The sequence below is a fragment of the Acinetobacter sp. BIGb0102 genome (assembly GCF_003815055.1).
GTDB classification, from domain to species: Bacteria; Pseudomonadota; Gammaproteobacteria; order Pseudomonadales; family Moraxellaceae; genus Acinetobacter; species Acinetobacter vivianii.
In genome coordinates, this window is sequence record NZ_RKQE01000010.1 from 689444 (window position 1) to 713344 (window position 23901).

Annotated in this window: 22 protein-coding genes and 1 tRNA gene; 14 read left to right on the forward strand and 9 right to left on the reverse strand. The window is 40.9% G+C overall.

The features are described from left to right. Positions 1–23 precede the first annotated feature (23 nt). The 4 genes from dld to EC846_RS06010 form a co-directional block, all read right to left on the reverse strand. Positions 24–1715, reverse strand: a complete 1692-nt coding sequence (gene dld / locus EC846_RS05995) for a D-lactate dehydrogenase (RefSeq protein ID WP_123774530.1) — start codon at positions 1713–1715, stop codon at positions 24–26. Positions 1716–1758: 43 nt separating this feature from the next. Then, positions 1759–3339 carry a benzoylformate decarboxylase gene (gene mdlC, locus EC846_RS06000; protein ID WP_213071305.1) on the reverse strand — a complete coding sequence of 527 codons (1581 nt, stop codon included), beginning with the start codon at positions 3337–3339 and terminating at the stop codon, positions 1759–1761. 160 nt (positions 3340–3499) lie between these two features. Continuing rightward, positions 3500–4390 (reverse strand): LysR family transcriptional regulator, encoded by an 891-nt coding sequence (locus tag EC846_RS06005; RefSeq protein ID WP_050560179.1) that lies wholly within the window; start codon positions 4388–4390, stop codon positions 3500–3502. A 192-nt stretch (positions 4391–4582) separates the two neighbouring features. Further along, positions 4583–4659 (reverse strand) — tRNA-Ile (locus EC846_RS06010). 277 nt (positions 4660–4936) lie between these two features. Between EC846_RS06010 and EC846_RS06015 the strand changes: the two genes are divergently transcribed. Both EC846_RS06015 and EC846_RS06020 read left to right on the forward strand, forming a co-directional pair. Then, a complete protein-coding gene (locus tag EC846_RS06015) occupies positions 4937–5482 on the forward strand; it encodes a 1-acyl-sn-glycerol-3-phosphate acyltransferase (protein WP_032863876.1) in 546 nt (181 codons plus the stop codon). 142 nt (positions 5483–5624) lie between these two features. After that, positions 5625–6374 carry a YebC/PmpR family DNA-binding transcriptional regulator gene (locus EC846_RS06020; RefSeq protein WP_062848351.1) on the forward strand — a complete coding sequence of 250 codons (750 nt, stop codon included), beginning with the start codon at positions 5625–5627 and terminating at the stop codon, positions 6372–6374. A 45-nt stretch (positions 6375–6419) separates the two neighbouring features. Here EC846_RS06020 and EC846_RS06025 read toward each other — a convergent pair whose 3' ends face one another. Next, positions 6420–6890 carry an Lrp/AsnC family transcriptional regulator gene (locus EC846_RS06025; RefSeq protein WP_004771770.1) on the reverse strand — a complete coding sequence of 157 codons (471 nt, stop codon included), beginning with the start codon at positions 6888–6890 and terminating at the stop codon, positions 6420–6422. A 459-nt stretch (positions 6891–7349) separates the two neighbouring features. Next, entirely contained in the window at positions 7350–8120 is a 771-nt protein-coding gene (locus EC846_RS06030) for a glutathione S-transferase family protein (RefSeq protein ID WP_005257103.1), read from the reverse strand. A gap of 359 nt (positions 8121–8479) precedes the next feature. On the opposite strand from EC846_RS06030, the gene EC846_RS06035 reads away from it, so the two are divergent. The 7 genes from EC846_RS06035 to ychF all read left to right on the forward strand — a co-directional run bounded on the left by EC846_RS06035 (position 8480) and on the right by ychF (position 16107). Then, complete coding sequence (locus tag EC846_RS06035; protein WP_123774531.1) at positions 8480–9691, forward strand: SfnB family sulfur acquisition oxidoreductase; 1212 nt, start codon at positions 8480–8482, stop codon at positions 9689–9691. 13 nt (positions 9692–9704) lie between these two features. Continuing rightward, on the forward strand, positions 9705–10928 hold the full coding sequence (locus tag EC846_RS06040; protein ID WP_123774532.1) for an SfnB family sulfur acquisition oxidoreductase: 1224 nt from the start codon (positions 9705–9707) through the stop codon (positions 10926–10928). Further along, a complete protein-coding gene (locus EC846_RS06045; RefSeq protein WP_123774533.1) occupies positions 10928–12340 on the forward strand; it encodes an LLM class flavin-dependent oxidoreductase in 1413 nt (470 codons plus the stop codon). Before EC846_RS06040 ends, EC846_RS06045 begins: the two co-directional genes overlap by 1 nt. Before the next feature lie 28 nt (positions 12341–12368). Beyond that, positions 12369–13199 carry a MetQ/NlpA family ABC transporter substrate-binding protein gene (locus EC846_RS06050; protein WP_123774534.1) on the forward strand — a complete coding sequence of 277 codons (831 nt, stop codon included), beginning with the start codon at positions 12369–12371 and terminating at the stop codon, positions 13197–13199. 11 nt (positions 13200–13210) lie between these two features. Then, on the forward strand, positions 13211–14281 hold the full coding sequence (locus EC846_RS06055; RefSeq protein ID WP_123774535.1) for a methionine ABC transporter ATP-binding protein: 1071 nt from the start codon (positions 13211–13213) through the stop codon (positions 14279–14281). Then, complete coding sequence (locus EC846_RS06060) at positions 14262–14921, forward strand: methionine ABC transporter permease (RefSeq protein WP_123774536.1); 660 nt, start codon at positions 14262–14264, stop codon at positions 14919–14921. Before EC846_RS06055 ends, EC846_RS06060 begins: the two co-directional genes overlap by 20 nt. Positions 14922–15015: 94 nt before the next feature. Next, positions 15016–16107, forward strand: coding sequence for a redox-regulated ATPase YchF (ychF, locus tag EC846_RS06065; protein WP_062848343.1), 1092 nt, complete (start codon positions 15016–15018; stop codon positions 16105–16107). An 88-nt stretch (positions 16108–16195) separates the two neighbouring features. Here ychF and EC846_RS06070 read toward each other — a convergent pair whose 3' ends face one another. Both EC846_RS06070 and EC846_RS06075 read right to left on the reverse strand, forming a co-directional pair. Next, complete coding sequence (locus EC846_RS06070; protein WP_123774537.1) at positions 16196–16765, reverse strand: hypothetical protein; 570 nt, start codon at positions 16763–16765, stop codon at positions 16196–16198. A gap of 135 nt (positions 16766–16900) precedes the next feature. Then, positions 16901–17434: a DUF962 domain-containing protein gene (locus EC846_RS06075; protein ID WP_123774538.1), complete on the reverse strand. Its 534-nt coding sequence runs from the start codon at positions 17432–17434 to the stop codon at positions 16901–16903. A gap of 106 nt (positions 17435–17540) precedes the next feature. Between EC846_RS06075 and EC846_RS06080 the strand changes: the two genes are divergently transcribed. Together EC846_RS06080 and EC846_RS06085 are read left to right on the forward strand one after the other, a co-directional pair. Continuing rightward, on the forward strand, positions 17541–18245 hold the full coding sequence (locus EC846_RS06080; protein ID WP_123774539.1) for a Crp/Fnr family transcriptional regulator: 705 nt from the start codon (positions 17541–17543) through the stop codon (positions 18243–18245). A gap of 203 nt (positions 18246–18448) precedes the next feature. Next, the gene (locus tag EC846_RS06085) at positions 18449–18766 is read left to right on the forward strand and encodes a hypothetical protein (protein ID WP_123774540.1); all 318 of its coding nucleotides are present in this window, start codon (positions 18449–18451) and stop codon (positions 18764–18766) included. 65 nt (positions 18767–18831) lie between these two features. Here the strand turns inward: EC846_RS06085 and EC846_RS06090 are convergent, their stop codons facing one another. Further along, complete coding sequence (locus EC846_RS06090) at positions 18832–19296, reverse strand: hypothetical protein (RefSeq protein WP_032810570.1); 465 nt, start codon at positions 19294–19296, stop codon at positions 18832–18834. Between the two features lie 189 nt (positions 19297–19485). Here EC846_RS06090 and EC846_RS06095 point away from each other — a divergent pair, with 189 nt between their 5' ends. The 3 genes from EC846_RS06095 (at position 19486) to glnD (ending at position 23899) form a co-directional block, all read left to right on the forward strand. Next, positions 19486–19875 (forward strand): tautomerase family protein, encoded by a 390-nt coding sequence (locus EC846_RS06095; protein ID WP_123774541.1) that lies wholly within the window; start codon positions 19486–19488, stop codon positions 19873–19875. A 120-nt stretch (positions 19876–19995) separates the two neighbouring features. Next, positions 19996–21213 carry a formate-dependent phosphoribosylglycinamide formyltransferase gene (gene purT / locus EC846_RS06100; protein WP_171409992.1) on the forward strand — a complete coding sequence of 406 codons (1218 nt, stop codon included), beginning with the start codon at positions 19996–19998 and terminating at the stop codon, positions 21211–21213. A 22-nt stretch (positions 21214–21235) separates the two neighbouring features. Continuing rightward, positions 21236–23899, forward strand: a complete 2664-nt coding sequence (gene glnD, locus EC846_RS06105) for a [protein-PII] uridylyltransferase (protein ID WP_005257074.1) — start codon at positions 21236–21238, stop codon at positions 23897–23899. The last annotated feature ends 2 nt before the right edge of the window (positions 23900–23901 follow it).

Below are 23901 nucleotides of genomic sequence, written 5' to 3' on the forward strand. Positions count from 1 at the left end.
TTCAGACAAATCCTTGTGGTTTTCTAATGCCAATGTTTCGCTTTACTGGTTTTACCAATACCAGGATTGAAACTATTGGTCGGATCCAGCTGCCTTAAATGCGCCTGATACGTTGGCGAAGCCTGATAGAGATGACCAACATTATGTTCTGCTGGATATTTTGCACCGCGTGCCTCGAGATAAGAGAGAACCTCATTTTTAAATTGTTTGGCATCCACACCATCTTTAAGCAGATAGTCTTGATGTGATACCAGACAAAAGAAATGCCCACAGCAGCTTTCCATCATCACCTGTTTTTGCAGATGCTCTGGCAAACGAATTAACCACTGTTGATCATTTCGTCTAAATGCGACATCAAACGACACCAAACGCTGATTCGGATCAATTGATCGACTTTCGCAGTAGTAAACAACACAACCACCGACAGCAAAACGGATCAGAAATACATTCTTTTCTTCTTTTTTATTGCATAGAAAAAATTGCGCTTTCTTTCCAGAAAAGAAATCATTTAATAATTTTTGCAATTCATCATTCTGTTGTGCATCAATCTTAATTATCAATAGATGCTGATACTTTTGATGAAATTCTTGTATACGCGGCTCAATCCATGACGGCGAAAGACGATTAAACAACTGAATACAGCGATCAACTGTATTGTTAGGCAAGAAAGGAACTTGTTTGAAAAATTGATCAATCTTTGATTTAAATGCAAATAAATTCGGGATTTTCTCAGCACCCCAGATATCAATCGCCTTATACATATGTTTTGCATAGCGTTGAGTCATCTCAAATGCATTTTTATGAATATATTCAGCTTGAATAGGCAGTTCCGATAAATGTTCTAATAAATATTTACGTAATTGAATGAACTGCAATTCATCATTACTCCCTATCAGATAGGTACTTGCCTCAGCAGCTGCGGCAAAAGTCGGTAAACGCACAGCAAAAACCGCTAATTTACCCGAACATCCTGCACTGTCATGTAGATATTCAGGATTGCCATTGTATCTTGTTGGCATTGCAGAAGTCGTATCTCTTAAGGTTGCGGCATAATCATCTGCCCATATACGTCCTTCCCAATGTTGTGAGTGCGCGGTTAAATAGTTTTTCTGTTCTAAATTTTGAAAAATTTCTTCGGGTGTAGCACCTAAATCAATTCCTAAATGATTGACGAGAATTAAGCTTCCATTCTCATCAATTTGGGCAAATAGAGATTTTTCGGTATATGCAGGCCCTCTTTGAATCAGAGAACCTCCCGAGTTATTGCAAACACCGCCAATGACTGAGGCACCAATACAAGAAGAACCGATAACTGAATGAGGTTCACGACCATAAGGTTTTAACGCGTTTTCCAGCTCTGTCAACGTGGTACCGGGAAAAGCAATTAACTGTGTTGCCTGCTCCAACAATTGCAAACCCTTCAATTTGCTCGTACTTATGACGACCACATCACGGTCATAATTATTTGAATCAGGCGTAGCCCCGCCAGTTACACTGGTATTCGATGCCTGCAAGATCATGATGACATCATGCTGCACGCAAATCTCTAATACCTTCCATAGTTCCAATAAGGTTTCAGGAATGACCACAGCAATTGCATTACCTTTTCCAATCCGAAATCCTTTTAAATAAGGGGCTTTGGCAGATTCTTTCAGCAAAATCTGACGGGATTTAAGCAAATCTCGAAATGCATCGATAACTGGGTTTTCTTGCATGTAACAGCATCCTATCTTGTAATTTTAAATATGCCTCGACCCTTTAATTTTCTACTGTAACAATCTCTAGTAAAGTCGGTTGATCAGAGGCAAGCGCCTGTTTAAATCGGTTAATAAATTCCTCATCATTGCTGATGCGATGCGCCTCAACACCATAACCTTGTGCAATCTGAGTAAAATCGATATCAGGCACATCCATTCCAGGGACATTTTCTGCTTTTAAAACATCAGCGAACCAACGTAATGCGCCATAGGTTCCATTTTTCAGAACAATAAAAATAACAGGAATTTTATATTGAGCGGCGGTCCATAATGCCGTAATACTGTAATTGGCTGAACCATCGCCAATGATCGCGACAACTCTACGTTGTGTGTGAGCCAATTGAATCCCCACGGCAGCAGGCATACCAAATCCGAGTCCACCTGCAGCAGCAAAGAAATAGCTACCCTGTCCTTTAATATTCAAGCGTTCCCAAATAATACTCATGGTTGAGGTAGATTCATTGGTAAAAATCGTATCCTCAGGCACCAGATCATTGAGCAAATCAAATAATCGTTCTGGCTTAATATAATTTCCTTGGCTAGGTTCTGCCAATTTAGCCCGTGGTCGAGGCATAACCTCACCTTGCTTTTTCTCTACCACCTGACTTAAACGCGCCAAACTATCCTTTAAATCACAAATATAGCTTATTCCCATTGCTGCTCTAGCAGCTTCATGAATATCACAGCTAAAGGCAATTAATTCGGTATTTTCTCCGAGATATTGCCCAGGTTCATATTGGTGATAGCGAAATACAGGCGCACCGAAAACCAGTACCAAATCATAATTTTTAAAAATTGCTGAAATCCCAGCAATACTCGCTGGCAGGATTCCCTGAAAATAAGGATGCATGGTTGGAAAAGGACAGCGCGGTGAAGACGGTGCAATCCATACGGGAACATTTAACGATTCTACAAATTGAAGTGCATTTTCATTTGCATATTGACGGTCAACATCTGTTCCGAGAACCACAGCAACTTTTTCAGCAGAATTAATTTTTTGAGCAATTGTTTTTAAATCATGATCGGATAAACATTGTGAAGATACGACATTCTTCCTTAATAAATGCTCACTTTGTTCATCAACCTCGATATCCCAATCACTATAAGGTATGGAGACATATACAGGCCCAGCAGCTTCAGCTTTTGCAAGATCAATAGCACGACTGATCGCATGCGGAACTTCATTGGCACTTGCTGGCTCATGGCTCCATTTCACCAAGGGTTTGGGTAATTGGGTTGCTTCTAAGTTTGTTAATAAAGCTTCTACCCCCATCATGGCACGGGTTTGCTGCCCCGATGTAATCACTAGAGGCGTATGCGAGTTCCATGCATTACTTAAGGCCCCCATTGCATTACCTGTTCCCGCCGCTGAATGTAAATTTACAAATGCAGGCTGCCCTGTTGCCTGAGCATAACCATCGGCAATACCAACCACCGTACCTTCATGTAAACCTAAGATATATTGGAAATCAGCTGGAAAATTTTTTAAGAAAGGAAGCTCATTCGAACCAGGGTTTCCAAACACCTTGTTAATTTTATTTTTTCTTAAAATATCATAAGTATACTGCTGAACTGTTTTCACAATATTTCCTTGATTGTGTGATTCACTACAAATCTTAGAGTCAGCCAAAATATAGATCAAATTAATAATAAATATTATCTCTTATAGCCCTTATCTATGTAGAGTAGCTTTTTTATTCAACATAACTTTTAAGCGAAAACGAAAAGTCTCAATCATTCAGTCAGCTCTGCGAAAGCGTATCCTGTAAGAAATCGATAAACCATTTCTGAGCCGTGATATCACCAGCTTTTTTATACCAATGTAAGGTGACATCAATCTCAGGTAGCTCAAATGGGAGGTCATAAATTTTAATATTGGTATTTGACTTAAAAAAAGCACCAATTCTCATGGGTACAGTCACAATGAGATTATGCTTTTCAATCAGTTCATTCAAAATACTAAATTGAGGAACCCTTAATTTAATTTTACGTCGCAGACCTTTTTGGTTTAAATAGTTTTCAATCAGGTTATGTCCTGTAGATGCTAAAACAACTGCATGATTTTCTTTTAAAAAGGTTTCCAGCGTTAACTGATGATTGACTAGCTGGATATCTTTACTGAGCAAACAGACATATTTTTCTTGAAATAATCTCAGGGTATTTAAGTTTCTATCCTCTAAATTTCTATTACAGATCGCAGCATCAACTTTTCCTGTAATCAGCCAGTCTGTGAGCTTATTCATATCCACAGTAACGACTTCCAGAGAAATATTGGGTGCTATTTTTTCCAGACTTTCATAGATTTTTGGCAAAAAGTACATTGCCCCAATATCGGTTAACGCAATCTTAAAACAGCGTTCGCTATTGGCGATATCAAAATTGGTGACTTTACTAATTGTATTTTCAATATCAATGAATGGCTGATTTAAAGACTCATAGAGCTGAGTTGAATACGCTGTAGGAATCATGCCATCTTTTGTTCTCGTAAATAGCTGATCCTTAAATATATATCTCAATCTCGATAAATTATGGCTCACAGATGGCTGTGTAATATTCAAACGCTCTGCCGCGATACTGACGCTTTGCGTATCGTAAATTGTTATAAATACTTTTACTAAATTGAGATCAATCATCATAGATACTGCTAATAGTAGTCTCAAGAAAACTAAGCTTTTAGCAATAGTAGAGTCAACCCTTGCAGAGATATTTTTAATCGATCTGTTGTTTGAGGATGCTAATAAAGTGAGTTTGCTTACATGGTGATTACATAAATTTAAGCATTAAAAAAGCACTTACAATTAATGCATGTAAGTGCTTGATATATATGGTGGGCCCACCGTGACTTGAACACGGGACCAACGGATTATGAGTCCGCTGCTCTAACCAACTGAGCTATAGGCCCTATAAATTTCAATCATATCGATATGATCAATGCTGCCTGATCTTAGTCAAATTTAACTTAAATTACAAGCAGATGATTTTATCAAACCACCAAAATAGTGTTAAAAATCATAAACTGCGCTGATTCTATCTGATCTCTATATAATGAGTAAAGCAAATATTGCACGGTTTTGATCATTTAAAAGCCACCCAGATTTCTATTATCTGAACTTTTCGGATATGTATTTTCCTCAAAACTCGTATTACACTGCGACCTCACATTGCGAATGATCACGGATATGAAAAAGTTTTTAGGAAAATCTATTTTTAAAGCAACAGGTTGGAAATATAACGTTGATCCAGCAATCTTAGAAAAGAAACAAGTCATTATCGGTTTTGAGCATACATCCAATCTCGATACCATCCTCTCTCTGGCTTTATTTGAAATTTTAGAGATTAAAATTCATACCCTTATTAAAAAAGAATTATTCAAAGGCCCTTTAAAGCCTATTTTAGAGCATTTAGGCGGTATCCCTGTTGACCGCAAAGCCAGTAAAGATATTGTCACGCAAATGGTTGAGCTTTTTAACCAGAATGAGCGTTTTAATCTGGTCATTGCACCAGAAGCAACCCGCGCTAAAGATGGTGAGGCGCGTAAACCGATCCGTACCGGCTTCTGGCATATCGCAAAAGCTGCCAATGTGCCCATCATTCTGATGTATGCCAATGCACGCACCAAACAAGGCGGCATCTTGGGTAAAATCTACCCAACCGATCTACAGCAAGATCTGGAAAAAATCAAAGCGCTGTATGCGGAATACGATATTGATGTAAAAATTAATTAATTGATTCAATCTATTTGATCAATCTTTGATGCTTGATCAAGATTTTAAATTTTGAATATGAGTTAGGGCAGTTTTCAACAAAACCTTCGCTATGCTAATATTCCTGCACTTTTTTGAGTTTTAATTTTTTGGAGTTACTTCCATGGCGGGTCATTCTAAATGGGCCAATATTAAGCATCGTAAAGCTAAACAAGATGCAAGTCGCGGTAAAGTTTTTACTAAATACATCCGTGAAATCGTAACCGCTGCACGTTTAGGCGGACCAGATGCTGCAAGCAACCCACGTTTACGTGCTGTTGTCGAAAAAGCACTTTCTGTGAATATGACACGTGACACCATTAACCGTGCGATCCAGCGTGGTGCTGGCGGCGAAGATAATGATGATTTAAAAGAAGTAACCTATGAAGGTTATGGTGTTGGTGGTGTTGCCGTTATTGTTGAAACAATGACAGATAACCTGAACCGTACCGTTCCAGACGTTCGCCATTGTTTCTCTAAAACCAATGGTAACTTGGGTACCAATGGTTCGGTTGCCTACCTGTTCACCAAACGTGGCGAAATTTCTTTTGAAGATGTGTCTTTAGAAGATAAAGTTATGGAAGTCGCTTTAGAAGCGGGTGCTGATGATATCGAGATCGATGAAGATAGTATCTTGGTAATCACTAGCCCAGAGAGCTTTGGTGATGTTCAGGATGCACTTACAGCAGCAGGTTTAAAATCTGACAATGCCGAAGTTGTAATGAGCCCATCGACGAAAGCTGAAATCAGCGATATTGATCAAGCGAAACAGATCATGAAAATGATCGATATGCTTGAAGATCTTGATGATGTTCAAAACGTTTATACCAACGTTGAATTCTCTGAAGATGTTTTAACGCAACTTGATGCTTAAACATTTATGCTGAGTAAAAAATGCATCTTTTTAGATGCATTTTTTTTATAGCTTGTTTAAAAGTTTATAGCAGTTAAAAACATTATATTCTTTAATGACAAAGCTGGAATGCAACGCCACAACACTGTCAATCTTACCAATACGGCGTAACAGGATTTCACTATAGTCATCCATATTACGGGCCACTAATTCCAGAATAAAATCAGCACTCTGCCCTGTCACTAGAAATGCATTGGTGACTTCTGGAATATCTTCTAATTCTTGTAAGAACTTATCAAAAGTTTCGCTGTCGTGTTTACTTAATGAAACCTGCAACAGAATATGTAGGCTAAACCCCAGCTTATTAAAATTAATTTCTCGTTTGAGCTGTCCCATCACCTGGGATTCAATCAGATTTTTAATGCGGCGATGCACTGAACTGACCGAAAGATTAATACGTTCTGATAGTTCATTCAGATTGACATCTTCATGGGTTAAAATTTCTAGAATTTGTTTATCAAAACGGTCCAATTCCATTTTTACAGTCCTCATAATTTATCTACGTTTTTTCGGAACTGTCTACAATCAGTAATTTTTAAGGGTCAAGGGAAAACATTCGTTTAACTTTTGACGATGCTGCATGGATAACGCAAACATGATTCCGATAAACTTTTGGTTCATCTTTGTCTCAAAGCCGAAACAAGACCTTTTGAGCAACTGTTCAACTGATCTCCCAATAGTTGAACAACTCGTTTCGATCCCCATCACACCCTGAAACATAAGATAACAAAGCCTTTTTACAATTATTTCCCTCTTTTCAGTTTTTTTAAAGTAAATTTGGTAATTATTTCTACTATTTTCTGTTTAAAACGAATTTTCTTTTAAAAATTAATTTTATTCACCAATAATTTTTTACTTTTTCAGCAATTTTTCTATTTTCTTTCTCATAAAAAAGCCCCGATTGTTTCAATCAGGGCTTTTTTACAGAAAAATTATTTATAAACCACGCCAGTCGACACGTGCATTACGCTCAGTGGCATAAATACGCTGCACATATTGTCCAAGCGGCAAGTCGGATAAATAGTCATAATACTGTTTCAGTTCACCATTAAACTGTTCAATATCATCATTTTCCAGTTCCCACGGCGTTCCCTTAATCACCAATAAAGGCGCGAGAATTGAACAGACTGCAATATCAGCAAGACCTAAACGGTCACCGACCAGATAACGTCCTTGATTATCGATCAGGCGTTGGTTGAGATCCGTAATCAGTTCCGTCATCCGCAACTTGGATTGCGCGACTTTTTCAGGGCTCAACTTATAATTGGTTGAAACCAGACTTTTTAAGATCGGCTTAGAAATTTTTTCAAACTGACGTAAATAGCCCTGCTCACCCATCATGATTTCAAGTGGATGATCCCCGACAGATAATGCATGGGCTAAAGACCAACGACGAACATGCACACCTAATTCATCAGCCAGCTTATCAATCTCTAAGGCTTGCTCACGTAACTGTTCATCACGTCTTAATAACGCATGCTCAGGATATGTCGTATCAAGATATAAAGCGATTTGGGTGGAATCAGCAATCCAGTGTTTATCATCCTTCAACATTGGCAATAAATATTGCCCTGATTTTAGGAAGGTAAATGCACGATGGAAGCCAGGAATCAAATTATGTGCAACATAGTCCAACTCCTTATGATCTAACAACCAGCGAGCTTTTTCACAATAGTGAGATAAAGGAAATTGGTATAAAACCCGCATAGACTCTCCAGATTTATTTTTCTACTCGATCAAACATAAGGTTTTTCATACTTTAGAAGTAAAAGCTAATGAATACAATGTCCTTTTCTGCCTATCTTTTTTAATTTTGGCGAAGTTTTCTTTATCAATATTCTTGGTGAGATTATTCATTTCTTTCATAGCAAAAGATTTTTTGTACCGTTCATTCAAGTCAAAATAATCATAACCCATTATTTTAACTGGAAATTTAATATTCATTTTTTTGTTATTTTTACCATAAAAAATGCTTAAGAATTATTGTGATAACTAAGCCATAACTGATGGTTTAGTGGAAAAGTAAAACTTTTGTAAAGTTCCTCTTATCTATTAGAGGTGCTCACATGTCCAGTAATCAATCAGTGATCCAAACGCAAGTACAACTGATTTCAAATGATCAGCAGGCCATTAATGCTGCCTATCAAGTTGCTGACTTTGCATTAGAAGATCGGAATCATCGAGATCAAAATCGTATCTTACCCACCGAACAAATCGTTCAGTTTAGCCAAAAAGGTCTCGGTGGAATCCGTGTGCCACAACAATATGGCGGTGCATTTGTCTCCAACAAAACTTTGGCGCATGTGTTCCGTATTTTAACTAAGGCCGATGCCAATGTCGGACAAATTCCACAAAACCAGTTTGGTCTTTTAAATTTTATCAATATCACAGGTTCAGATTCACAAAAGCAGTTTATCTATTCTGAAATTCTTGCCGGCAAACGCATTGCCAATGGTGGGCCTGAGAAAAATTCGAGAGATACCAAAGCCATTCAAACCAGCTTAAGTTTTGAGAATAATAAATATGTTTTAAATGGTGAAAAGTTTTACTCGACAGGCACCAGCTTTGCGGACTTGTTAGCTATTCGCGCACTACATCCTGAAGGTTATACCGTATTGGTAATTGTTGATCGTCATGCCAAAGGCGTGGAAGTGATTAATGACTGGAATGGCTTTGGTCAACGAACCACTGCCAGCGGCACAGTTAAATTAAACAATGTTGAGGTTGATCCTGCCTTATTTTTTGATGAACGCATTATTGCCGATACGCCGAATGTGCGTGGTGCTTACTCACAATTGTTACAAGTCGCGATTGATGTAGGCATTGCAGAGGCAGCCTTTGATGACACGTTAGCCAGCATTCGAAAAGCAAGACCAATCATCGATTCAGGGGTAGAAAAAGCCAGTGAAGAGCATTACACCCTGCAAGAAGTTGGCAAACTCAATATCCTGCTCGATGCAGCTATTTTATTACTCGATGATGCTGCCGAGTATCTGGATGAACTGGATCAACTCACGGAAATCTCTGCTGAGCAAGCTGCTCGCGCCTCGATTCTGGTGGCTGAAGCAAAAATTTATGCCAATGATGCAGCCCTACATATCTCAGAAAAATTACTGGAACTTGGCGGCAGCCGTGCCAGTCTGAGCCAGCATAATCTTGATCAACACTGGCGCAATGCCCGTGTGCATACCTTACACGATCCTGTGCGTTGGAAATTCCATGCCATTGGTGACTATTACCTCAATGGTACGCACCCTGCCCGCCATGCCTGGATTTAAGGAGTAAATCATCATGACTTCATATCAAGAATTACAAGGTTTTGCCAAAACTCATTTTAAAGCGGCGCATGTTATTCAGAGTGATGCAGAAGCACTGGAAATTGCAACCCAACTGAGTCAACAGTTTAAGAAAAATGCGGTGGAACGCGACGCCAATCGGGACTTACCCTTTACAGAAATCGAAGCGTATAGCCAATCAGGTTTATGGGCAATTACCGTACCTAAACAGTATGGCGGTGCAGAGGTTTCCAGCCTCACCGTTGCCAAAGTAATTGCCCTATTTAGTGGTGCGGATGGTTCGATTGGGCAAATTCCACAAAATCACTTTTATGCTTTGGAAGTACTACGAAATACTGGCACAGACGCACAAAAGAAACATCTCTATCAAGAAGTTTTACAAGGCGCTCGTTTTGGCAATGCACTGGCTGAATTTAAAACACGTACTTCTGCGCATAAGCAAACCACATTGATTCCAAGCGAAAACGGTTATCTGATTCAAGGGGAAAAGTTTTATTGCACAGGCAGTCTATTCGCCCATCGTATTCCAACCTTAGTGGTTGATGAAGTGGGTAATGAGTTTCTGGCTTTTGTACAACGCGACAGCCAAGGCCTTGAGCTGATTGATGACTGGTCTGGTTTTGGTCAACGCACCACAGGCAGTGGCACAGTCAAGTTTAATCAGGTCTTCGTTGCCAAAGAGGATGTGATTCCTTTTGATACCGCATTCAAACAACTGTCTTTAGTTGGCCCATTTGCACAAATCATGCATGCTGCAATTGAAGTTGGGATTGCCCGTGCTGCATTTGAGGAAACATTACAACGTGTACGTGTGGCGCGTCCCTGGATTGATGCCAATATTGAGTCCGCAACTCAAGATCCATTAACCCTGTCTGAATTGGGGCGCGTGGCAACTGATGTTAAAGCCAGTGAACTACTCCTCAAACAAGCTGCTCAATCAGTTGATATCGCTAAACAGGAACTCAATGCAGAGAACTTAGCCAAAGCCTCGATTGATGTCGCCAAAGTGCGTGCGCATAGTACAGAAACCGCCTTAAAAGCATCTTCTAAATTGATTGAATTGGCAGGTAGTCGTGGCAGTCAACGTGCAGATGGTCTTGATCGTCATTGGCGTAATGCACGGGTACATACCTTGCACGATGCCGCGCGCTGGAAATATTACTTTATTGGCAATTATGTCCTGAACGGTATCTTACCACCACGTCGGGGGACGCTGTGATGAGTCAAAATCTCCCAAAGAAAATTTTACTAAACGCCTTTGATATGAACTGTGTTGGCCATATCAATCATGGCTTATGGACCCATCCACGCGATCAATCACACCGTTTTAATGAGCTGAATTATTGGACTGAATTGGCACAAACCTTAGAGCAAGGTTTGTTTGATGGTTTATTTTTAGCTGATATTACGGGCGTTTATGATGTCTACCAAAATGGGATCGATCTGACCTTAAAAGAGTCGATTCAATTACCAAGTCACGATCCTTCTACCTTGATTTCGGCAATGGCTTTGGTGACACAGAATTTAAGCTTTGGCGTGACTGTCAATCTCAGCTATGAACAGCCCTACCAATTTGCACGCCGTTTTGCCAGTCTTGATCATTTAACCCGAGGTCGTCTAGGCTGGAATATTGTCACAGGTTATCTGGATAGTGCTGAACGCCTGATTGGACAAAAAGGCTTAAAAGATCATGATGCGCGTTATGATCAGGCCGAGGAATTTTTACAGCTTTGCTATCAATATTGGGAAGGTTCTTGGGAAAGTGATGCCTTAAAGAAAGATAAGCAACAGCGTATTTTTACTGATCCAAACAAAGTCCACTCGATCAATCATCAAGGGCAATATTACCAAAGCCAAGGTGTATTTCAGGTGGCGCCGTCGGTACAACGTACCCCAACATTATTTCAGGCAGGTGCTTCACCGAAAGGACTACAGTTCGCCACGCGTCATGCAGAATGTATTTTTATTGGCGGTGATCAACCTGAAAAAATACGTCAGCAAGTCAATAAAATACGTCAGCAGGCTACGCAACAAGGTCGTGATACACATGGCATTAAGATCTTTGTCGGGATTACTGTTGTTGTGGCTGAAACACACGAACTCGCACAGCAAAAACTGGCTGAATATCGTCAGTATGCCAGCCCTGAAGCAGGTTTAGCCCATTATGCCAGTTCAGTCGGTATTGACCTTGCCAAGTTTGATGACGATGAAGCGATTCCCTATCAAAAGAGCAACAGCATTGCTTCCGTCAATGAAAAATTTAAAGAACAGCGTATAAGTAAAAATGATCTGAAAGCGCAGCATGTTCTTGGTGGCCGTTATCCTCTCATCGTCGGTAGTGGCGCAGAGGTTGCGGAATATCTCATTGAGCTGCTTGATCAGACAGGCATTGATGGTTTTAACCTGACCCGTACCGTTGCGCCTGAATCACATCATGATTTTATTCGATTGGTGATTCCTGAGTTACAACAACGTGGACGTTATAAAACTGAATATGCAATGGGTTCACTACGTAACAAATTGTTTGCCCAAGGCGATCATTTAGCCGCAAGCCATCCTGCCGATCAGTTCCGATGTAGAACGCATAACAACATAGATGATCTAAAAAGAATTGAAGAAATTAGTGCTTAAACATTTAAGAATAGAATTGGAGAAATAAATGGCTCAAACTGCCTCAAAAAAATGGTTGGGTATTGGCCTTGTCGTTGTTATCGCAATTATCGCGTTATTCATCTGGAATAAACAAAGACACAATAACAGTAGTGAATTGGTGATTGGGATTAGCCCTTCGTTTGCACACCCCCTACAAGTCGCTGCGGATGAAGCCAAACAACAGGGTCTCAATGTGAAATTGGTGGAATTTTCTGATTGGAACACGCCTAACATTACCTTAAATCATGGTGACATTGATGCGAATTTTTTTCAGCATCAACCCTTCTTGGATAATGCGATTAAGGAAACTGGCTTCAAGCTAAAATCCTTTGCTGCGGGTGCGGCTTCGCATGTTGGATTGTATTCGAAAAAATATAAAAGTTTCGATGAACTTCCAAATGGTGCAACAGTTGCCATTCCTAATGATCCAGTGAATCAAGGCCGTGCATTACTGCTTTTACAACAAGCTAAGCTGATTGAACTGAAAGACAGCAACAATCATCTTTCTGCACTAAAAGATATTACTGCAAACCCTAAAAATCTGAAATTTACCGAAGTTGAAGGCCCTCAAACTGCACGTGCGATTGATGATGTTGATTTAGCTTTTGGCTATCCACATTACTTACGCTTGGCAAAAACGGCTGATCCTGAAAGTGCCCTATTGTTTGATGACAACACCAACAAACGTTATGCCATTTTATTTGTGGTGCGTGATGACTATCAGGACAAAGACAGCAAACTACAGAAATTTGTCGAGATTTATCAAAACTCGCCGAAGGTCAAAGCCGCATTAGACAGCGATTTCGGCCCAACGCTCTGGTTCCCTGGTTGGAAATAAGGAGAACAATAATGGTGAGTTTTGGTTCACAGGTCGATTTTTCAGTTCCACATCTGAAAATACGCGGTTTAAATAAATTTTATGAGGTACAAGACCAACGCCTACATGCCTTAAAAGACATTAACCTCGATATACCTAAAGCGCAGATTGTCGGCATTATCGGTAAAAGTGGTGCGGGTAAATCCTCACTGATCCGTACCTTAAATGGGCTGGAAGCGATTGATACAGGCAGTATTTTGATTCACCAGCAAAATATAGCTGAACTGAGTCATGCCGAACTGATCAAAACTCGGCAAAAAATTGGCATGATTTTTCAGCATTTCAATTTAATGTCAGCAAAAACGGTGTGGGAAAATGTGGCTTTACCACTGCGTATTGCAGCTTATGATAAGGCTGAAATTGAACAACGGGTGAATGATGTACTGACGCTGGTAGGTTTAAGTGCCAAACATCAGGATTACCCGTCCCAACTTTCAGGCGGGCAGAAACAACGCGTTGGTATTGCCCGTGCCTTGGTCTCTCAGCCTGAAATCCTGCTCTGTGATGAAGCAACTTCGGCACTCGACCCCGAAAGTACCGCCAACATCCTCGCTTTGTTAAAACAGATCAATCGAGACTTGGGTTTAACCATTGTCTTGATCACGCATGAGATGCAGGTCATACAGGAAATCTGCGATCAAGTGGTGGTGATTGATCATGGTGAAATCATCGAGTCTGGGCAAGTCTGGTCGGTATTTTCGAATCCACAACAACCGATCACGCAAGAATTACTCAATTTTGAACAGGTGAATTTACCCTTTGAACTGAGCCAGTCTGCTGATCAGCACACCACACAGCAGATTTTAAAACTCAAATATATCAGTGAATCGAAATCGGTTCCTGATCTGTATGAATTGCTGGGCAGCTTTAATAGCCCCGTTCAGGTCTATCACAGTCAGGTAGATACTATTCAACAGCGAACCATTGGCTCACTGGTGATTGGCATTGGTCATCTCGACTTTGACCTAAATGATGCACAATTTGAAAAACATCCTGCCATTACACAACTTGAGGTGATCGGTTATGTACAATCAACTCATTGATCTATTGTTGACAGGCACTATCGATACCTTAGTGATGGTGGGTGTTTCTGCCTTTATTGCCTTTTTTATTGGCCTACCGATTGCCTTGATTTTAGTGAGTACCGCAGATTTTGGCATCTATCCATCCAAGAAGATAAATCAGTCCTTAGGCTGGGTCATTAACATTACCCGTTCTGTCCCTTTCCTGATTTTAATGGTGGCATTGATTCCGTTTACCCGCTGGATTGTCGGCACCAGTTATGGCGTATTAGCTGCGATTGTACCCTTAACTATTGCCGCAATTCCCTTCTTCGCCCGTATTGCAGAAGTCAGCTTACGCGAAGTCGATCAAGGTCTAATTGAAGCCGCACAAGCGATGGGCTGTAACCGCAAACAGATTCTTTGGCACGTACTCCTTCCCGAAGCTCTACCAGGCATCATTGCAGGCTTTACCGTGACCATTGTGACCATGATCAGTTCTTCTGCCATTGCAGGTGCGATTGGTGCAGGTGGACTCGGAGACATTGCCTATCGCTATGGCTATCAGCGTTTTGATATGCAAGTCATGCTGGCGGTGATCGTGGTGCTGATCGTTTTGGTGATGCTGGTTCAAACCACAGGTGATCATATTGCTCAACAGTTCGATAAACGCAAAGTTTAATGTCGAATTGATAATCCGCTCTAGCCATGACTTTGTCATGGCTTTCATGTAAAATCAGCAGCAATTTTTATATTACACATTTGTGAGTGGTTTCATGGGTTTTAATTGCGGTATTGTTGGTCTGCCAAACGTAGGTAAATCTACATTATTTAATGCATTAACAAAGGCAGCCATTGCTGCTGAAAACTTTCCGTTCTGTACCATTGAACCGAATACAGGCATCGTACCCGTACCAGATCCACGTTTGGACAAACTTTCTGCAATCGTAAAACCACAACGTATTTTACCAACCACAATGGAATTCGTTGATATCGCTGGTCTTGTTGCAGGTGCATCAAAAGGTGAAGGTCTAGGTAACCAGTTCCTTGCCAACATCCGTGAAACAGATGCTATTGCACACGTGGTTCGTTGTTTTGAAGACGAAAACGTCATTCACGTGAATGGTAAAATTGACCCATTAGATGACATCGCAACCATCAACACTGAATTAGCACTTGCGGATCTTGATACCGTTGCAAAAGCATTATTACGCTTAACTAAAGCAGCAAAAGGCGGCGACAAAGAAGCCGTTGCAACCAAAGCAGTTTTAGAAAAAATTCAGCCTTTGCTTGATGAAGGCAAACCAGCACGTGCGGCTGACCTTTCTGATGACGAACGTAAAGCAGTTCGTGGTTTCGGTTTAATGACCCTTAAACCAACCATGTATATTGCCAACGTGGCAGAAGATGGTTTTGAAAACAACCCGCATCTTGAAGCAGTACAAAAGCTCGCTGCTGAAGAAAATGCGATTGTTGTACCGCTTTGCAACCAGATCGAAGCAGAAATTTCATTACTTGAAGATGAAGATCGTGCTGAATTCCTTGAAGCAATGGGTATGGAAGAGCCAGGTTTGAACGTGGTGATTCGTGCAGGTTATAAATTACTTGGCCTACAAACCTATTTCACTGCGGGTGTACAAGAAGTTCGTGCTTGGACAGTTAAAGTCGGTGCAACTGCGCCTCAAGCAGCTGGTGTGATTCACACTGACTTTGAAAAAGGCTTTATCCGTGCTGAATGTGTGGCTTATGATGACTTCATTCAATATAACGGTGAAAATGGCGCCAAAGAAGCAGGAAAATGGCGTTTAGAAGGTAAAACCTATGTTGTTCAAGACGGCGATGTATTACACTTCCGCTTTAACGTATAAATCAGTTTTTTGATTTCCAAACCGCCAGTAATGACCTTATTGGCGGTTTTTTTATTTGCTCAAAGATAACTGCAACGTTAACAGCCCATTAACTCAATAATTTTTGCAATCGCTGAGTCACATGCTGCCGTGCTTTTTTCTGCTTGAAGATTGTCGGAATATGCAATAGAAAGAACGAATAACGATATTTTTTATGGTCGCGTAAGGCTTCACTCAAATAATGGTAAAGCTCAAGTGCAGCTTCACGGTGAAAGGCCCATAAATGCTGTTGCCGATACATCACCACATAATAGGCATCATTCGGCCAGTTCAATTCATGTTTCTGTCGATAACCACAAGATTCACATATCACCCCACCCCGACTTTGCACTGAATAGCGCGTACTCCAAGCTGTTGGATCATATCCTTCTGGTAAGTCATGGATCTGGTCAATGCCGCCAGAAAGATTTGGATAATAAAATGCAGCATGCCAATAACCGCCACAAGCATCCTGAAAACGCGCATATTCAAAATCCGCATGCTGCTGAAAATAATCGATATCTTTTTTCAACGGAATCTTTGCCAATCGGGCAAATTCAAAATCCGCCTTGGCCTGACATGCGGGACATTTAATGTTTAATTTGCCAGGTAATGACCAATATTCATAAATTCCTGTCATGTGTTTTTTAATTCTGACCACCACATTTGAATAATGATAGCTTAACAACTGAATGAGTCTTTTAGAATCTTTGAATCCAATAAATGAAAAAGCCAAGCTTAATCAACTTGGCTTTGTATATATGAGTCCAGCCCATCAAGCGGCTGTTTGCGGCTTCATATCCATTTCAGCACGTTTCATTTGTGCTTCTTTTAAAATCCGTTGATGCAATGGTTTACGGAAACCCAGTAAGAAAACAAATTCAGCCAAAACAAATAAAGGACCAATTGCCAAACCGATCAGATCATCCACAAAGGCTGGTTTTTTCTTCTCAAAATAATGCCCAACAAACTGAAACCCCCAACCCACGACGAAAATACCAATACTTGCGCCCAACCAGCTCCACATAGGTAGTGCGGCAATTTTTGCAGCGAAGGGATAGGCAACGATCATGATGATCAGCATCAGAATGCCAAACAGCTTATCCAGTGAAATATAATAGAGAATACTGAGTACAATAAGTACGGAAGCTAATGTGACTGAAACGCCCGATATTTCTACGCCCGCACGGGCCGTTAAGCTTAAAATGGAAAATACAATTAAAGGAATTCCCACAAAATGAGTCACAATATTATTTCGATCTAAGTGATAAGCTGCATATTGACTCAGTAAACGTTCCAGATTTGTCATTTTTCTTTCCTCATATCATTCGTTTATGCTGTTAATCTATAAGAAATAGCGTGATCAAGTTGTCATGTAGCTGACAAATGGATGTCTTTTTAAACAAGGAAAAATCGTGTTAGAGCCGCTTTATATTCAGCATTTAAAAGAAAATTTATGGTTTCGCCATTTAGCTGAACCTTTTCAAAACTTTATTATCGAGCATGGCAAGAAATACAGCGTTGAAAAAAATGCGGCAGTTTTTCATGCCCAAGATCGCTTTGATGGCGTATACGGTGTACTGGAAGGCTCGATTAGCCTGGGATATATCGATGTGAATGGCACTGAAGCGATTGCCGCCATTGCTGAGCCGATCATGTGGTTTGGTGAAATTTCCCTGATTGACCAGCAACCCCGTTCGCATGATGCCATTGCCTTAAAAAAGAGTGTCGTACTGCAAATTCCAGCCCAAGCGCTCAATGATTTTTTGCTAAAAAATCCCTATTACTGGTATTACTTTGCCCTGCTCACCAGCCAAAAACTACGTTACGTATTTTTAGAGCAAATCGCGATTCAAACCCAAAGCATCAGTCAACGTCTGGCACAGCGTCTGTTATTTATTCTGGAAGGATATGGCAACCGTTCAACGATTCAGGACTTTAATATTCAAATCTCTCAGGATCAACTAGCCAATATGCTGACCGTCTCCAGACAAACGATTAATCACGAACTGAACCAGTTTGAAAAGCAAGGGGTGATTCAATTAGGATTTAAGAAAATTACGGTAATTGATCTAGACAGATTAAGACAATTCGCAACAGTAAGTGATGTAAAAACCTAAGATCAAGAGATAGCAATTGTGCCTTAACGATTAAGGTCTGGATTGCAATATGCTTTTAAACTTAACGCTAAATTAAAAGACAAACTGTCACTATAAAATGCTACGCATGCTCTAAAATATTTCACAAAATCAGTCTGCTTTCCCTATCTCAACACGTCTACATTAAAGCTAAGCACTATCGCTTATCCTCGCAGATGATAATCATGAGAAAAATCGCAACAATTCTAACAGCAGGCTTATTTACCGTATTAAGCGCTAGCGCATTTGCATGTCCAAAAGGAACTCAACTCCAGGGTGGCACTGGCCCAAATCATAAAGGTGGAAAATGTGTCGCAGCTGGCGTCGTGAAAGCAAAAAAAGAAACCACCAAAGCAACCCATACCGTAAAACATGATGCCATTAAAGCCAAAGACACCACTAAACATGAAGCGATGAAGGCTGCTTCGGCAACCAAAAAAGTAGCGAGTTCCACAGCGACTCAAGCCAAACAGGAAGCGGCAAAAACAGTCAAAACCTCATAATCCAACGATAGCTTTAACCATAAAAAAGCGAGATCAATGATCTCGCTTTTTTTATATGCACCTCATTATTTAGGAGAGGTATTTCCTAATGCAGGGTTATCAATCGCATCTTTACATTGTGCTTTATCACGCTCGTAGTCTGCCTGCTTTTGGGCAGATACATTTTCCTTATCTTTGACATCACGCGCCCAAGTATCCAGACTGGTCAATGCCTTACGGCAAAGCGCATATTTACCTTCAGTCACCGAGTCTGTCATTTTGACATTGATCCGCCAATCCGTGCTGAGCTGGCGTAATGGTTTTCTAACCTTCTCTTCAATTTCAGCCGTTTGCTTGTTATAAACAATCGGATCAATTTCATTGATCAGTTTCCATGCAGCATTGGCATAGGTCGTTGCATCATTATTGAGTTTTGGCGCTGGCTTGATCTCTACCTTCTCTTTTGGCTCATCACCTGAGTTCCCGCAAGCAGCCAAGAAAAAGGCACTACACAACATGATTGCTGTTACACGAGTGTTTAGATTAGACATATCAGATCGCCGATGAAACATAAGGCCATTATGCTAGTCAATTTGGGAATAATTCTCAATCATTGTTACTGTTTTATCGTGCACAGAATTTTGCGATATCAGCGAAAGATTTCAGATTTATCTTGCGCTAAATTTTTCTGTCTTAATTTTAATAAAACAATCAATACCTCATCAGGAAGTAAATCCCCCATGTCACAAATCAAGATTTATGCATTACAACAAACAATTGAACAGTTTAGAAACCAGCTTTCTCATGCCATTCATCAGACGCTGGTCAACAGCTTGAATTATCCTGTAGAAAAGAAATTCCAGCGTTTCATCAGTCTTGCGACCAACGATTTTATTTATCCAGAGGATCGCAGTGACAATTATCTGATTATCGAAATATCAATGTTTGAAGGACGTAGTAAAGAAGCAAAAAAACACCTAATCCAGTTACTTTTTACTTATATTCAACAACAATGTGGGATTTCACCTCATGACGTTGAAATCACGATTTTTGAAACACCAAAAGTCAACTGGGGAATTCGTGGGCAAAATGCGGAGGAATTAAAACTAACTTATCAAGTCAATGTTTAATTAAATCAAAGGGCTTTACCCACAATATTTTTGTCTAACAAAAAGCATGTTTTTTGTGTCATATAGGCTTAATTCGGCAAAAAGTTCTGCTATGCTTAAACACAAATTACTCAGGATAGGATTATTCGCATGAGCGTCACTCTTGGAACTCCACTTCAATCTTCTGCATTTAAGGTTTTACTGTTAGGTTCTGGAGAGCTTGGTAAAGAAGTTGTGATTTCTTTACAACGCTTGGGTGTCGAAGTTCATGCCGCAGATCGTTATGATCACGCACCAGCAATGCAAGTGGCCCATTTTGCTTATACCCTGAATATGGCCGATCCAGCCGAATTAAAACAACTGATTGAAAAGATCAAACCGAATCTGATTGTTCCTGAAATTGAAGCCATTGCCACTGAAGTCTTGGTTGAAATCGAACAAAATAAAACAGCTACAGTCATCCCCTCGGCTAAAGCGGTGAACCTCACTATGAACCGTGAAGGGATTCGTCGTTTAGCGGCTGAAGAACTTGGTCTACCAACCTCTGCTTATCGCTTTGCCAACACTTTAGAAAGTTTCCGTGCCGCATGTGACGATATTGGTTATCCAAACTTCGTCAAACCTGTGATGTCATCGTCAGGTAAAGGCCAGTCTCGCGTCAAGAGCTTTGATGAAGTTGACGCTGCTTGGGATTATGCTATGCAAGGCGGTCGTGTTAATCAAGGTACCGTGATTATTGAATCGCAAATCGATTTTGATTTTGAAATTACCCTGCTTACCGTCCGTGCTAAAAATCCAGAAACAGGCGAAATTGAAACCCATTTCTGTGATCCGATCGGACACCGCCAAGATGCGGGTGATTATGTCGAGAGCTGGCAGCCACAACAAATGACGCCTGCCGCGCTTGAAGAAGCAAAACGTATTGCCAATAAAGTAACTACAGCTTTAGGTGGTTGTGGTATTTTTGGGGTTGAGTTATTCATCAAGGGCGATAAAGTCTGGTTTAGTGAGGTTTCACCTCGCCCACACGATACAGGTCTCGTGACTTTAGCTTCACAATTCCAAAGCGAATTTGAATTGCATGCCCGTGCCATTTTAGGTTTACCTGTAAATACTGCGCGTCACAGTGTGGCAGCAAGTGCAGTCATTTATGCGGGTGTCGATGCGAAGAACCTTAGCTTTGCTGGCTTGAATCTTGCTTTAGTAAATCCAGATACAGACTTACGCCTCTTTGGAAAACCAGAAGGCTTTAAACGCCGTCGTATGGGCGTTGCCACTGCACGTGCTGAAACCACAGATCTTGCGCGTGAATTGGCCCAACAAGCCGCAGACCAAGTGAGCGTACACACTAACTCTTAACCTATTGAGTAGACCCATTTTCATGATCAATACCTCTCCATTGTTGAACTACGTCACCAGTCATCATGATATTCAAGCCATTAACCAATGGCGAACAGATGTAGAAAATCAATTACAGGAGAGTTATGAAAATGGGCAACCGATTCGTGAAGTGATTGGCGCCCGTTCAGATTCGATTGATGAGGCGCTGATCTTTCTCTGGAATCATGCTGGTTTAAATCAAACTGAACTAGGTCTATTTGCAGTGGGTGGCTACGGCCGCCATGAAATGCTGCCCTATTCAGATACCGACATCATGATTTTATCTGAGGATGAAATCAGTGAAGAACAAGAAAAACTGATCTCAACCTTTATTTCTTCTTTATGGGATGTCGGTAATTTCAAACCGGGCATTAGTGTTCGTACCATTCAAAACTGTGTTGAACAAGCCATTAATGACTTGACTGTTGCGACCACACTGATTGAAGCACGACTCATTACTGGCAATCAGCAACTGGCAAAATGGCCACGTCGTATCGTGGCGCAAACATGGACGGATCAAACCTTCTATGACGCCAAAATGGCTGAACAAGCTAAGCGTTATGCGCAGCACAACAATACGGAAAGTAATCTAGAACCAGATATTAAAAATGCCCCGGGCGGTATTCGCGATATCAACCAGATCGGCTGGATTGCCAAACGTCATTTCCGTGTCAATCGTATTTATGATCTGGTGCATTTGGGCTTTATTACCGAATTTGAACTCGGTGTACTCGAAGAAGCGGAAAGCTTTTTATGGGAAATCCGTACCCATTTGCATCGTCTTGCCAAACGCGACGAAAATCGTCTTTTATTTGAATATCAACGTGATATTGCAGCAAAATTTGGCTATGTCCGTGAAGAAGGTCAGCCTGTTAATTTTGCAGTTGAGCAGTTCATGAAGCGCTATTACCGGACGGCGCAACAAGTTTCAACGCTGAATGAAATGCTACTGGCCTATTTCAATGAGTCAGTGATTACGCCTCGCCTGCCTGATTATGAACGTCACATTATCGACATTAATGAACGTTTTAAAATTGTCGATGGTAAGCTTGCGGTTCAACATCACAAAGTCTTTTCAGAAGAGCCAAGCGCAATTCTGGAGTTGTTTTACCTGTTGGCGAATCGACCAGAAATTACTGGGATTCGTGCCCGTACCTTACGTCTGCTGGTGCTTGCAGCAAAACGGATTGACCAGCGTTTCCGCGACAATCCAGAACATCAAGCCCTGTTCATGTCGATTATCCGTTCACCCCATTTATACAACACCATGGTGGCGATGAAACGTTACGGCGTTCTCGGCAATTACATTCCCGCATTTGGGCAGATTACTGGGTTAATGCAATACGACTTATTCCATATTTATACCGTCGATGCACATACCTTATTGTTACTCCGTAATTTGAGCCGTTTTAAAGAACCTGAATTCGCCAAAGAATTTCCCGTCGTCAGTTCTGTGTTCCAACGTATTGCCCGCCATGACATCGTATATATGGCTGCAATTTTCCATGACATTGCCAAAGGTCGTGGCGGTGATCACAGTGAACTTGGCGCAATTGATGCCATTGAATTCTGTCGCACACATGGTTTTACCGAACGTGAATGCAAACTGGTGGCATGGCTGATCAACAATCATTTACTCATGTCACTCACGGCTCAGAAGAAAGATATTTCCGACCCAGACGAAGTCAGAGAGTTTGCTGAAAAAGTCGGTGATATGGAGCATCTCGATTATCTCTATACTCTCACAGTTGCCGATATTAATGCCACGAATCCTAAGCTTTGGAATACATGGCGTGCATCATTAATGCGTCAGCTGTATACCTATGCGCGTGATGTGATCCGTTCAGGCTTAGGCCGTCCAGTCGATTATCAAATGCTGATTGAAGACACCAAATTTGCTGCCAGTGAACTCTTGGTGAATGACTTCTCTCTCGCTGAAGTTGAGAAAGTCTGGCAAGAACTAGGCGATGAATACTTTGTTAAAGAATCAGCCAATGAAATTGCATGGCATACCCAAGCAATTCTGCAACACGGTGATAACCCAGAGCCTTTGGTGTTATTACGTGCGCATCGTAATGCAGCAGATGATGCGGTACAAATCTTTATCTATACTCGCGATCAGCCAAATCTATTTGCCACAACGGTGGCCGTGTTAGATCGCATGAATCTGGATGTTCAAGATGCCCGTATTATTACGGCTTCGACGTCATTCAGCCTAGACACTTACTTGGTTCTTGATCGTTTCGGCACCTTGTTGACTGATCCAGATCGCGAACGCAAAGTGAAAGCGGCTTTGGTGGATGCATTAAGTCATTCAGACCAATATCCGGGGATTATGCAACGCCGTATCCCGCGTCATTTACGTCATTTTGATGTACAAAATACAGTAGATATCGTCCTGAACCCGACCTTACAGCAACATATGGTCGAGATTTCAACGCTGGATCAACCCGGATTACTAGCACGTATCGGGGGCTTATTCATGCTACAAGGTCTGGATATCCATTCTGCAAGAATTGCTACTTTGGGCGAACGTGCAGAAGATATTTTCTTTGTCACCAAGAAAAATGGTGTCTTGCTCACCGATGAAGAAGTCAAAACTTTTGTGGAAACACTAAAAGCCGCTTTGGATGAAGCATCGAATCAAATTTGTAATCCATCTTAAAT